The sequence below is a fragment of the Streptomyces sp. NPDC102514 genome (assembly GCF_055584525.1).
In genome coordinates this window covers 1-11,471 of record NZ_JBVJLW010000047.1, presented here as the reverse complement: position 1 = coordinate 11,471, position 11,471 = coordinate 1, and the positions used below count along the sequence as shown (strand labels likewise).

Annotated in this window: 13 protein-coding genes; 8 read left to right on the top strand and 5 right to left on the bottom strand. The window is 71.5% G+C overall.

Going from position 1 to position 11,471, the window contains the following annotated elements:
• Positions 1-220: 220 nt before the first annotated feature.
• Both ACZ60E_RS45665 and ypfJ read right to left on the bottom strand, forming a co-directional pair.
• A complete protein-coding gene (locus ACZ60E_RS45665; protein WP_210883857.1) occupies positions 221-634 on the bottom strand; it encodes a VOC family protein in 414 nt (137 codons plus the stop codon).
• 152 nt (positions 635-786) lie between these two features.
• Positions 787-1,677 carry a KPN_02809 family neutral zinc metallopeptidase gene (gene ypfJ / locus ACZ60E_RS45660; protein ID WP_384814703.1) on the bottom strand — a complete coding sequence of 297 codons (891 nt, stop codon included), beginning with the start codon at positions 1,675-1,677 and terminating at the stop codon, positions 787-789.
• Between the two features lie 276 nt (positions 1,678-1,953).
• Between ypfJ and ACZ60E_RS45655 the strand changes: the two genes are divergently transcribed.
• From ACZ60E_RS45655 to ACZ60E_RS45645, 3 genes are all read left to right on the top strand, one after another.
• Complete coding sequence (locus tag ACZ60E_RS45655; RefSeq protein ID WP_384814700.1) at positions 1,954-3,552, top strand: ABC-F family ATP-binding cassette domain-containing protein; 1,599 nt, start codon at positions 1,954-1,956, stop codon at positions 3,550-3,552.
• Between the two features lie 365 nt (positions 3,553-3,917).
• Positions 3,918-4,139, top strand: coding sequence for a helix-turn-helix domain-containing protein (locus tag ACZ60E_RS45650; protein WP_006143370.1), 222 nt, complete (start codon positions 3,918-3,920; stop codon positions 4,137-4,139).
• Positions 4,140-4,273: 134 nt separating this feature from the next.
• Positions 4,274-5,065, top strand: a complete 792-nt coding sequence (locus ACZ60E_RS45645; protein ID WP_385837580.1) for an enoyl-CoA hydratase/isomerase family protein — start codon at positions 4,274-4,276, stop codon at positions 5,063-5,065.
• 261 nt (positions 5,066-5,326) lie between these two features.
• Here ACZ60E_RS45645 and ACZ60E_RS45640 read toward each other — a convergent pair whose 3' ends face one another.
• Positions 5,327-6,043 (bottom strand): nucleopolyhedrovirus P10 family protein, encoded by a 717-nt coding sequence (locus tag ACZ60E_RS45640; protein ID WP_469448217.1) that lies wholly within the window; start codon positions 6,041-6,043, stop codon positions 5,327-5,329.
• An 87-nt stretch (positions 6,044-6,130) separates the two neighbouring features.
• Here ACZ60E_RS45640 and ACZ60E_RS45635 point away from each other — a divergent pair, with 87 nt between their 5' ends.
• Genes ACZ60E_RS45635 through amaP form a run of 5 tightly spaced genes read left to right on the top strand, consistent with a single transcriptional unit; the run spans position 6,131 to position 8,447 of the window.
• Complete coding sequence (locus tag ACZ60E_RS45635) at positions 6,131-6,625, top strand: Asp23/Gls24 family envelope stress response protein (protein WP_384814693.1); 495 nt, start codon at positions 6,131-6,133, stop codon at positions 6,623-6,625.
• Between the two features lie 22 nt (positions 6,626-6,647).
• Complete coding sequence (locus ACZ60E_RS45630) at positions 6,648-6,842, top strand: hypothetical protein (protein WP_107017754.1); 195 nt, start codon at positions 6,648-6,650, stop codon at positions 6,840-6,842.
• Between the two features lie 5 nt (positions 6,843-6,847).
• Entirely contained in the window at positions 6,848-7,192 is a 345-nt protein-coding gene (locus tag ACZ60E_RS45625) for an Asp23/Gls24 family envelope stress response protein (RefSeq protein WP_384814691.1), read from the top strand.
• A complete protein-coding gene (locus ACZ60E_RS45620; protein WP_469448216.1) occupies positions 7,189-7,863 on the top strand; it encodes a DUF6286 domain-containing protein in 675 nt (224 codons plus the stop codon). The genes ACZ60E_RS45625 and ACZ60E_RS45620 overlap by 4 nt, the downstream gene beginning before the upstream one ends.
• Positions 7,864-7,868: 5 nt before the next feature.
• Positions 7,869-8,447: an alkaline shock response membrane anchor protein AmaP gene (gene amaP, locus ACZ60E_RS45615; RefSeq protein WP_469448215.1), complete on the top strand. Its 579-nt coding sequence runs from the start codon at positions 7,869-7,871 to the stop codon at positions 8,445-8,447.
• A 194-nt stretch (positions 8,448-8,641) separates the two neighbouring features.
• On the opposite strand, the gene ACZ60E_RS45610 is transcribed toward amaP, so the two are convergent.
• Together ACZ60E_RS45610 and ACZ60E_RS45605 are read right to left on the bottom strand one after the other, a co-directional pair.
• A complete protein-coding gene (locus ACZ60E_RS45610) occupies positions 8,642-9,397 on the bottom strand; it encodes an SDR family oxidoreductase (protein ID WP_384814684.1) in 756 nt (251 codons plus the stop codon).
• Between the two features lie 5 nt (positions 9,398-9,402).
• Complete coding sequence (locus ACZ60E_RS45605; protein ID WP_469448214.1) at positions 9,403-11,253, bottom strand: glycoside hydrolase family 15 protein; 1,851 nt, start codon at positions 11,251-11,253, stop codon at positions 9,403-9,405.
• Positions 11,254-11,471: the final 218 nt, after the last annotated feature.

Sequence of the window (11,471 nt, the reverse complement as noted above, 5' to 3'; positions counted from 1 at the left end):
TCACCGGCCTCCACGTCTACGCAACCGCGCACGGCATCGCTCTCACGACAGAGACAAAACCACCGTGTTGATTCTTTACGAGCCCTTAGGGGGTGCTTCGAAAGCCCCGCACAGCACCCACGGCGCCCCGCCGGGAGGCCGGTTCGTTGTCTGCGGGTGCGTGGGGGCCGGGCGCGCAGTTCCCCGCGCCCCTACAGGGCGCCGGGGGCCGGGGGCCGGGTCAGACCCTGGTCTCCGGGGCGTACGTGCCGAAGCTCCAGATGTTGCCCTCGACGTCCCGGGCCATGTAGTCCCGTGAGCCGTAGTCCTGGTCCGTCGGGGGCATCAGGATCTCCGCCCCGTGGTCCACGGCCCGCTGGTGGTGTGCGTCCACGTCGTCCACGACGACGTACACCCCGGTGGGGCCCGCGCTCTTCATGGCCTCGTCGAAGCGGCTGCCGGTGCCCTTGGAGCCCAGCATCACCGCGCCGTTGCCCTGCACCAGCTCGGCGTGCACCACCTTGCCCTCCTCGTCCTCGTACACCGACGCCTCGGTGAAGCCGAAGGCCTCCGAGAGCTGCCTGATCGCGGACTTCGCGTCCGCGTACAGCAGCGTCGGGTAGATGCTCGGGCGTCCGCTGTCCGTACCGGCCATGCCGATCACTCCTTCCGGTCCCCGCTGTCCTGCCCCACCGCTGGGACAGCACCTGAATGTGACCTGCCCCACAGTCTGGCACCCGGCACTGACAACGCCCCGCGAACACCCGGCGAACGGCCGACGAGTGGCCGGGAACGACCCCGGGGCGCTCAGCGGAAGGTGTCGCAGCGGGCCATGTCCCCGGTGCGCTGGCCCTGGCGGAACCACTGCTGCCGCTGCGCGGCCGACCCGTGCGTCCAGGACTCCGGCGTCACCCGGCCCTGGAACCGCTCCTGGATCCGGTCGTCGCCCACGGCCGCCGCCGCGTCCAGCCCGTCACGGATGTCGGCCTCCGTGAGGCTGGTGATCAGCGGCCGGCCCGTCGACTCGTCCTTCGTGGTCGTCGCGTGGTGCGCCCACACGCCCGCGTAGCAGTCGGCCTGCAGCTCGACCCGTACCGCGTTGCTGTTCGCGCCGGTCCGCCCGTCCTGGGAGCGGCTCAGGGTCCCCATCAGGTCCTGCACGTGGTGCCCGTACTCGTGCGCCACCACGTACGCCTGCGCGAACGGGCCGCCGCTGGAGCCGAACTTGGTCCGCAGCTCGTCGAAGAAGCCCAGGTCCAGATAGACCTTCCGGTCACCCGGGCAGTAGAAGGGCCCGACCGCCGAGGTCGCCGACCCGCAGGCCGTACCGACCCGGTCGCTGAAGAAGACGGTCGGCGACCGCGTGTACGTACCGCCGCGGCGCTCGAACTCCTGAGCCCAGAAGTCCTGGACGCTGTTGACGACCGCCACGATGCGGCAGTCGTCCCTGGTGTTCGCGTCCCGTCCGGTACGGCACGTCTGCTGCACCTGGGCCAGGGACGAGGCGCTCGCCCCGGGTTCCTCGTCACCGGAGGACAGGCCCAGCTGGTCGGGCCCCACACCGAAGAAGAGACCCAGCAGGAGGGCGATCAGACCGGCGACGCCGCCGCCCACCGTGGCCCTGCCGCCGGGGATCCGGCTGCCGCGCACATCCTGCACCTCGGAGGTGTCCAGGCCGGCGTCGTCGTCGAACTGCATGGGCGCTCCACCCTCCGCGGGCCGTCGTCCCCCTGGCGTCATCCTCGCCCGCTCCCCGCGGCGCGGCGCCGGGCGGCGGGCCGAACGGGGGACGAAAGAGGGCCCGGCACGGCCGGCCGCGGGGCAATGAGCGTCACACCCCCGAACACCCGCACACAGAAAAAGTGGTTGCATCGCCCCGTTAGACTTGGCCCATGGCCATTCTCCTCGTGCATTAGACGGCGTGAACGCCCTCAGCCGCCCGCCCCGTCAACAACCCTGCCCAGGAGTCTGTCCGTGATTTCCGCTTCCGGTATCGAACTGCGTGCCGGCGCCCGCATGCTCATCGAGTCCGCCACCTTCCGCATCACCAAGGGCGACCGCATCGGCCTGGTCGGCCGCAACGGCGCGGGCAAGACCACGCTCACCAAGGTCCTCGCAGGTGAGGGCACCCCCGCCGCGGGCACCGTCGCCCGCTCCGGCGAGGTCGGCTACCTCCCGCAGGACCCGCGCACCGGCGACCTCGACATGCTGGCCGGCGACCGCGTCCTGTCCGCGCGCGGCCTGGACACCCTGATCCGCAAGATGCGCGAGAACGAACAGCGCATCGCGAACGGCTCGGGCGCCACTCGCGAGAAGGCCATGCGGCAGTACGAGCGCCAGGAGACGGAGTTCCTCACCAAGGGCGGGTACGCCGCCGAGGCCGAGGCCGCCACCATCGCCGCCGCGCTCAACCTCCCCGACCGGGTGCTCGGCCAGCCCCTCCATACGCTCTCCGGCGGTCAGCGCCGCCGTATCGAGCTGGCCCGCATCCTCTTCTCGGACGCGGACACCCTGCTCCTCGACGAGCCCACGAACCACCTCGACGCCGACTCCATCGTCTGGCTGCGCGACTACCTGAAGACGTACCGCGGCGGCTTCATCGTGATCTCCCACGACGTCGACCTGGTCGAGACGGTCGTCAACAAGGTGTTCTACCTCGACGCCAACCGCGCCCAGATCGACGTCTACAACATGGGCTGGAAGCTGTACCAGCAGCAGCGCGAGGCCGACGAGAAGCGCCGCAAGCGCGAGCGGCAGAACGCCGAGAAGAAGGCCACCGCCCTGCACTCGCAGGCCGACAAGATGCGCGCCAAGGCCACCAAGACCGTCGCCGCGCAGAACATGGCCAAGCGGGCCGACAAGCTCCTCGCGGGCCTGGAGGCCGAGCGCAAGTCCGACAAGGTCGCCAAGCTGCGCTTCCCCGACCCGTCGCCCTGCGGCAAGACCCCGCTGATGGCGGAGGGACTGTCCAAGTCGTACGGCTCCCTGGAGATCTTCACCGACGTCGACCTGGCCATCGACAAGGGCTCCCGCGTCGTCATCCTCGGCCTGAACGGCGCCGGCAAGACGACCCTGCTGCGCCTCCTCGGCGGCGCGGAGAAGCCCGACACCGGCCAGATCATCGAGGGCCACGGCCTCAAGCTCGGCTACTACGCGCAGGAGCACGAGACCCTCGACCCGCAGCGCACGGTCCTGGAGAACATGCGCTCCGCGGCCCCCGACCTCGACCTCGTCCAGGTCCGCAAGACGCTCGGCTCGTTCCTGTTCTCCGGAGACGACGTCGACAAGCCGGCCTCCGTCCTCTCCGGCGGCGAGAAGACCCGTCTCGCGCTCGCCACCCTCGTGGTGTCGTCCGCGAACGTCCTGCTCCTCGACGAGCCGACGAACAACCTCGACCCGGCCAGCCGCGAGGAGATCCTCGGCGCGCTGCGCACCTACAAGGGCGCCGTCGTCCTCGTCACCCACGACGAGGGAGCCGTCCAGGCGCTCCAGCCGGAGCGGATCATCCTGCTGCCCGACGGCGTCGAGGACCTGTGGGGTGCCGATTACGCGGACCTCGTGGCCCTCGCCTGAGCGGTTCGAGGTATTTGATCGTTTGACTGATCCACTGGCTGATCCACTTCGTATGGATCATTCGGCCGATCCGTGATCCATCATCTGAGTGAGATCTCCTCGTACCGAGGTGTGTCCTACACGCATTTCCCGGCCGGGTTCTTCGTCCTCGAAGGCCCGGCCGTCGCGCGTCGCTGACCTGGACCTTCGTCCGCGAACTCGTTCGGTGGTCCGGACGGGAAGCGGATGGAATGCAGAATTCCGCTCATGGTGACGGGCTTCCACGGCGCAAGCTCGTCCCACCGACCTTGCCGAATGGGTGGCCAGGACGCTCATGAGGGGTGATCATGAGAAGTCCAGAGCGCACTTCCGCTGAGGAGGCACGGGTGGCCGAGACTCTGAAGAAGGGCAGCCGGGTAACCGGCGCCGCGCGCGACAAGCTCGCGGCAGACCTGAAGAAGAAGTACGACTCCGGTGCGAGCATTCGGGCACTGGCCGAGGAGACCGGCCGCTCGTATGGCTTCGTGCACCGGATGCTCAGTGAGTCGGGCGTCACGCTCCGTGGGCGTGGCGGAGCGACGCGAGGCAAGAAGTCCGCGTCGGCCTGACGCCGGACGGCTCCTCGTTTCTCCGATGGTGACCACCCGGTCGGTCCCTTGACCGCCCGGGTGGTTACTGTGCAGTCACTTAAGGGTGTGCCCGTACGGCACCCCCGCTGACCGCACTCATCGGAGGCGCCCTCATGGCTTCGTTCGACTCGCTGCTCGACAAGGACGGCGTACGGCTCACCGTCGACGACGCGATCGCCACGGTGACGCTGACCAACCCGGCCAAGCGCAACGCGCAGAGCCCCGCTCTGTGGCGGGCGCTGGCCGAGGCCGGTCGGCTGCTGCCGGGCACCGTCCGGGTCGTCGTGCTGCGCGGCGAAGGCAAGTCCTTCTCCGCGGGGCTCGACCGGCAGGCGTTCACGCCCGAGGGCTTCGACGGCGAGCCGTCCTTCATCGATCTCGCACGCGGTTCCGACGCCGAACTCGACGCGGCCATCGCCGAGTACCAGGACGGGTTCACCTGGTGGCGGCGGAGCGACATCGTGTCCATCGCCGCCGTGCAGGGACACGCCATCGGCGCGGGCTTCCAGCTCGCGCTCGCCTGCGACCTGCGCGTCGTCGCCGACGACGTGCAGTTCGCCATGCGCGAGACCGGCCTGGGCCTCGTCCCCGACCTCACGGGTACGCATCCGCTGGTGGGGCTCGTCGGCTACGCCCGTGCGCTGGAGATCTGTGCGACGGGGCGGTTCGTGGAGGCGGAGGAGGCGCAGCGGACCGGGCTCGCGAACGTCGCCGTGCCCGTCGATCGGCTCGACGCCGCGGTGGGTGAACTGGCCGCCGCGCTGCTGGCCGCGCCGCGGGACGCCCTTGTCGAGACGAAGGCGCTGCTTCAGGGGGCGGCTGGGCGTACGTACGAGGAGCAGCGCGTTGCCGAGCGGGGGGCTCAGGGGCGGCGGCTGCGGGATCTTGCGGGGCTTTCCGACTGAGGGGGTTGCCCTCCCGGCGGGTGGCATTCCCGAGGGGGGTGCTCCGCGGGTTGGGGGATTGTGCGGGTTCGGTGGGGGTCGGTCGCGCAGTTCCCCGCGCCCCTTGCGGTGGTGGGACCACGGGTTGGGGGATTGTGCGGGTCCGGTGGGGGCTTGTCGCGCAGTTCCCCGCGCCCCTTAAGGGGCTGGGGCTGCGGGTCGGGAACGTGTGCGGGGTCGGTGGGGGCTTGTCGCGCCGTTCCTCGCGCCCCTTGCGGGGCTCTAGGGGGCCGGGGTCACCGCTGTCACCAGTACTGCTGCTGACGGGTGGTCCGGGAGTGAGTTGGTGATGGTGTTGCGGACCGCCGCGGCCGTGTCCAGAGTGCGCGCGGTCGTGTCCACCGCGATCTCCACCTGGACGTGACGGCGGGGGAGCGCCGTGTCGCTGTGGAGTTCCGTGATGCGTGCCTTGCTCGGCAGGGCCGTCACCGCCGGGACGGCGAGAGCGGCGGCCGCCACGCGGGACTCGTCCGTACCGGGCGAGGGACGCGGTCCGGCGGTGGGCACGGGACCGGAGTCGGCGGGCTCCGGCGGACCTCCGCCCTCCTCCAGCAGGCCCGTCACCCGCAGGTCCACCTCCGTGACCGTCAGACCGAGCGTGTCCACCGCCGTCGCGGTGAGGGCCGCGCGGAGCCGGGACGCGGCCGCCGGCAACGGCTCGGTCGGCAGGGCCGCGAACTCCGCGTCGATACGCAGCGGCCCCGGCGGCAGCGCGCTCGGCGGCGGGGGCACAGCGGGCTCGGACGCCCCGTCCGGGTCGGCTAGGGCGAGGCGCAGCGAACCGAGGCGTACGCCCCGCACCGGCCGCACCGCCCGGCGCAGTACGGCGACGGCCGCCGCCTCCGTGATCCACGCGCCGTCACCCGGCCCGCCCAACGGCAGCAGTCTGCCCAGGCCGAGCTGTTGCCTTACTGCTTGCGTCCATCGGTCCGCAGTCATGGTTCCAGCGTGCCGCATCCCTGGCGCGCGACCCGGCAACCCGTCTTAATGTGGGCGAAGAGGCCCACCGAAAGGGGATGCACGGCGATGAGCGACACGACTCAGCGCAATCGGCCGGAGAGCCCGGAGGCCGAACAGCCGGATCAGCAGCAGCTCAGGAAGACCGCTGTGACCAAGCGTGGCGGCGGCGACCCGGCGACCCGGGGGCGTACCACCATCGCCGACGGGGTCGTCGAGAAGATCGCCGGTCTCGCCGCCCGGGACGTCCTGGGCGTGCACGCCATGGGCAGCGGGATCTCGCGGACCTTCGGTGCCGTCCGCGACCGGGTCCCCGGCGGAAGCGCGAAGTCCGTCACGCGCGGTGTGAAGGCCGAGGTCGGTGAGGTGCAGACCGCGCTCGACCTGGAGATCGTCGTCGACTACGGCGTGTCCATCGCCGATGTCGCCCGTGACGTACGGGAGAACGTCATCGCGGCCGTCGAGCGCATGACGGGCCTTGAGGTCGTCGAGGTCAACATCGCGGTCAGCGATGTCAAGCTGCCGGAGGAAGAGGACGAGGAACCGGAGAACCGGCTCCAGTGACCGATCTGCTGAGGAGCGCACCATGAGCATGGCCGTGATCGGCATGATCGCCGGAATGGCGCTGGGATTCGCCGGGTACTTCGGCGGGTTCGGCGCGTTCCTCCTGGTGGCCGCACTGGGCGCCATCGGCTTTGTCGTGGGCCGCTTCCTGGAGGGGGACCTGGATCCCGGTGACTTCTTCCGGTCCCGCGGCACCCGCGACGACCGCCGGCGGTGACGCGCGTGTCCGAAGCCGTCGCGCCCGGCGAGCGGGGCGCCACGAAGATCGCCGACCGGGTCGTCGCGAAGATCGCCGCGCAGGCGGCCCGGGAGGCGCTCGACGTGCTGCCTCCCGGCGCGTCGCCCCCGCACGCCGCGGTCGTCGTCCACCAGGACGTCGCCCGCGTCAGTGTCAGCCTCGAACTCGGCTACCCCTGTGACATCGGCGGCCGGTGCGGTGCCGTGCGTCGTCAAGTAACTCAGCGGGTAGAGGCGTTGGCGGGAATGAAAGTTCCCGAGGTCGCCGTCCAGGTGGAGCGACTGCACTCCGCGCAGACGCGTGGGGCGGTACAGGGGAGGACGCAATGAGCGAGCCCCGGGGCTCCGAGAGCACCCGACAGCTGCCCGTCATCGAGAAGACCGCCGGGAACGAACTGGGCCAGTCCACCTCCGCCGCCGACTACACACCCCTGCCGACCCTCGACGACGCCGAGGACGGCAACGGCCGGTTCTGGTCGGCCCGCCGCATCCCCGCGGCCGTCCTCGCGCTGCTCGTCCTGGCCGCCGCGGGACTCCTGCTGTACGACGTCGTCGCCGTCCGCGCCGACCGGCCCGCCATGCACTGGCGCAAATCGCTGGCCCGTGAACTCGCCGAGCGGCCCCTGGACGACACCTGGGTGCTCGTCGGCGCCGGGGTCGCGACCGCCCTGGGCCTGTGGCTGCTCGTCCTCGCCACGACCCCGGGACTGCGCGACATCCTGACGATGCGGCGCGCCCACTCCGACGTACGGGCCGGCCTGCACCGCAACGCCGCCGCGACGGTGCTGCGCGACCGGGCCATGGAGGTGTCCGGCGTGCAGTCGGTCCGGGTCCGGATGAGGCGCCGGAAGGCCGACGTCCGCGCGGTCTCGCACTTCCGTGAACTCGACGACGTACGCGCCGACCTGGACGCCACGCTCGCCGAAGGCGTCAGGGGGCTCGGTCTCGTCCGGCGGCCCGCGCTGTCGGTGCGGGTCGCCCGGCCGGGCCGGAAGGGGTGAACGGCATGCCGAGGGTCGTGAACCGGGTCCTGCTGGGCCTCGCGGGTCTGCTCCTGGTCGTGCTCGGCGGCTCCGTGCTCGCCGTGGGCCTCGGCGTGGCCCCGCCGTCGTGGTGGATCCACGACGGCCGGCACGACGTCCTGCTGAGCGACGCCGACCGGGCGCGCTGGCGGGCCGACGGCTGGTGGTGGCCGGCCGTCATCGCCGCGCTGGCGGTGGCCGTGCTGCTCGCCCTGTGGTGGCTTACGGCCGTCCTGCGCCGGCGTCGGCTGGCCGAGGTGCTGGTCGACACCGGCGACGGCGAGGGCGCGCTGCTGCGGGGCCGGGCCCTGGAGGGCGTACTGACCGCGGAGGCGGGCGCGTTGGAAGGGGTACGGAGTGCGCAGGCGTCCCTCGTCGGCCGCCGCAGCACCCCCGAGGCGAGAGTCCGCCTGCTCCTGGAACCCCATGCAGCCCCCGCCGAAACCCTGACCGCCCTGACGACGGAAGCCCTGACCCACGCCAAGGACTCGGCCGGCCTCACCTCACTCCCGGCGGAGGTACACCTACGCGCCGCAAAACACAGCGCGGACCGAGTCAACTGACCCGCACCCCGTCGCTTTCAGGGGCGCGGGGAACGGCGCGCTCAGCCCCCACACTCCCGCAGCCGTACAACGGACCCGCAGCGGTGTCTTCAGGGGCGTGGGGAACTGCGCAATCGGTCAGGGCCACCCCCACCGGGCCCGCGGCGACAGCACACCCCGCCGCCGCAGGCGTACCGCCGGGTTCAGAACAGGGTTCAGAACCCGCTCCGCGCCCCACCGTCCACCGGCACCATGACCCCCGTCAGATAGGACGCCGCAGGCGACAGAAGAAACGCGGCCGTCCGCCCGAACTCCTCCGGCCTCCCGTACCGCCGCAACGGAATCCGCGCCTCATGCGCGGCCCGAGTGGCCTCGGGATCAGCCGAATACCCGTCCAGCTCGCGCACGCGATCCGTGTCGATCCGCGCAGGCAGCACCCCCACCACCCGGATCCCCCGCGGACCCAGCTCGTCGGAGAGGGACTTGGCGAACCCGGCGAGCCCGGGCCGCAGCCCGTTGGAGATGGTCAGCCCCGCGATCGGCTCGTACACCGACCCGGACAGCACGAACCCGATGACCCCACCCTCGCCCAGCTCGGCGGCAGCCGCCCGCGCCAGCCGCACCGCGCCGAGGAACACGGACTCGAACCCCGCCTGCCACTGCTCGTCGGTGTTGTCGGCGACGAAGCCCGGCGGCGGCCCGCCGACGCTGATCAGGATGCCGTCGAAGCCGCCGAACCGCTCACGCGCGGCCGCGATCAGACTCGCCGGCGCCGAGGGGTCGGCGTTGTCCACGGCCACCCCGTGGGCGTTCGGCCCGAGCGCCGTCGCCGCCTCGGCCACCGTCTTCGCGTCGCGCCCGCTGACGATCACCTTCGCGCCGTCGGCGACGAGTTCACGCGCGGAGGCGTGGCCCAGGCCGCGCGTTGCTCCGGTGACGACGTAGACACGGTCCTTCAGTCCAAGATCCATGGCTCCTATCCTGCCTCGTCCGCTCCCGCCCCGTCCCCCGCGTCGTCGAACAGCGTGAGAGCGGTGCCCACCAGACCGATGTGGCTGAACGCCTGCGGAAAGTTGCCGAGCTGGTGTCCGGCCACGGGGTCGTACTCCTCCGCCAGCAGTCCCACGTCGTTGCGGAGCGCGATCAGCCGCTCGAACAGGGCGAGGGCCTCCTTCGTACGCCCCGTCAGATGCAGCGCGTCCGCCAGCCAGAACGAGCAGACGAGGAACGAACCCTCGCCGCCGGGCAGCCCGTCGACATCCCTGAGGTCCGACCCGGACGGCTCCGAACCGTGCGGGCCGGAGCCGTCGAGGGACGCGTCATAACGGTGTACGAAGCCGTCGCGGGCGAGTTCCGAGCGCACCGCGTCGACCGTGCCGACCACCCGCGGATCGTCCGGCGGCAGGAAGCCGAGGCGGGGGATGAGCAGCAGCGCGGCGTCCAGTTCACGGGAGCCGTAGGACTGCGTGAACGTGTTCCGCTCCGGGTCGAAGCCGCGCTCGCACACCTCCCGGTGCACCTCGTCTCGCATCGCGCGCCACTTGTCGACGTCGCCGTCCAGCCCGGGGTTCTCCTCCAGGGTGCGTACCGTCCGGTCGGCGGCGACCCACGCCATCACCTTCGAGTGCACGAAGTGCCGGCGCGGCCCGCGGACCTCCCACAGGCCCTCGTCGGGCTTGCGCCACGCCGTGTGCAGGAAGTCCATCAGGGCCTGGTGCAGGCGCCACATGTCCGGTTCGGCGGGCAGCCCCGCGTGCTGCGCCAGCGTGAGGGAGTCGATCACCTCCCCGTACACGTCGAGCTGCAGCTGCCGTACGGCGTCGTTGCCGATCCGCACCGGCGCCGAGCCGTGGAATCCGGGCAGCCACGCCAGTTCGTACTCGGGGATCCGCCGCTCGCCCGCCAGCCCGTACATGATCTGCAGGTCCGCCGGATCGCCCGCGACCGCGCGCAGCAGCCAGTTGCGCCATGCCTCCGCCTCCTCCTGGTAGCCGCACGCGAGCAGCGCGCCCAGGGTGAGCGTGGAGTCCCGCAGCCAGCAGTAGCGGTAGTCCCAGTTGCGGACGCCGCCGATCTCCTCGGGCAGGGAGGTCGTGGGGGCCGCGACGATGCCGCCGCTCGGCGCGTACGTGAGGGCCTTGAGGGTGATCAGCGAGCGGACGACCGCGTCGCGGTGCGGTCCGTCGTAGCGGCAGCGGGCCGCCCAGGCCTGCCAGTCGTCGACGCTGTGCTCCAGCGCCTCGAACGGGTCGACCAGATCGGGGCGCGGCTCGTGCGAGGGATGCCAGGTCAGGACGAAGGCGACCTTCTCGCCCTCGGCGACCGTGAACTCCGAGTGCGTACCGAAGTCCTCGCCCCAGGTGTGCACCTCGGGTTCGCTGCGCAGCCACACCGAGTCGGGGCCCGCCACGGCGACCCGGTGGCCGTCGGATTTGCGGACCCACGGGACGACCGAGCCGTAGTCGAAGCGCAGGCGCAGGGTGCTGCGTACGGTGACGCGGCCCCTGAGGCCCTCGACGATCCGTACGACGTCGGGGGCGCGGTCGCGCTGCGGCATCAGGTCGGTGACGCGGACCGAGCCGTCCTCGGTGTCCCACTCGGTGTCGAGCACGAGGGTGTCGGGCCGGTACGCCCGCCGCGTGCAGGTGTCCGCTCCCTTCGGCGCGAGCCGCCAGTGTCCGTTGTCGTCGTCGCCCAGCAGTTTCGCGAAGCAGGCGGCGGAGTCGAAGCGGGGGAGGCAGAGCCAGTCGACGGAGCCGTCCTGGCCTACCAGGGCGGCGGTCTGGTGGTCGCCGATGAGCGCGTAGTCCTCGATGGATGGGTGCACGTGGTGCGGGTTCCCTGGGGATCCCGCGATCAACCTTTGCGGTTGGGGCGCTGGGCCCCATGCCGGGGACGGGTTTCGGGTGCGGGCCCGGTGGGGGCTGGCCGCGCAGTTCCCCGCGCCCCTTAAGACGACGTTTCACTTGGTGAGGCGGCGGTGGTTGATCAGGCTGGTGGCGATGGCGGTGAAGGCCAGGAAGTGTTCGGGCTTGCGTTCGTAGC

Bases quoted from the DNA above. Each gene is read 5' to 3' on its own strand.
- amaP (WP_469448215.1), top strand. From the start codon at position 7,869: ATGCCGAGGGTCGTGAACCGGGTCCTGCTGGGCCTCGCGGGTCTGCTC.
- ACZ60E_RS45645 (WP_385837580.1), top strand. From the start codon at position 4,274: ATGGCTTCGTTCGACTCGCTGCTCGACAAGGACGGCGTACGGCTCACC.
- ypfJ (WP_384814703.1), bottom strand. From the start codon at position 1,677: ATGCAGTTCGACGACGACGCCGGCCTGGACACCTCCGAGGTGCAGGAT.
- ACZ60E_RS45620 (WP_469448216.1), top strand. From the start codon at position 7,189: ATGAGCGAGCCCCGGGGCTCCGAGAGCACCCGACAGCTGCCCGTCATC.
- ACZ60E_RS45640 (WP_469448217.1), bottom strand. From the start codon at position 6,043: ATGACTGCGGACCGATGGACGCAAGCAGTAAGGCAACAGCTCGGCCTG.
- ACZ60E_RS45630 (WP_107017754.1), top strand. From the start codon at position 6,648: ATGAGCATGGCCGTGATCGGCATGATCGCCGGAATGGCGCTGGGATTC.
- ACZ60E_RS45635 (WP_384814693.1), top strand. From the start codon at position 6,131: ATGAGCGACACGACTCAGCGCAATCGGCCGGAGAGCCCGGAGGCCGAA.
- ACZ60E_RS45610 (WP_384814684.1), bottom strand. From the start codon at position 9,397: ATGGATCTTGGACTGAAGGACCGTGTCTACGTCGTCACCGGAGCAACG.
- ACZ60E_RS45665 (WP_210883857.1), bottom strand. From the start codon at position 634: ATGGCCGGTACGGACAGCGGACGCCCGAGCATCTACCCGACGCTGCTG.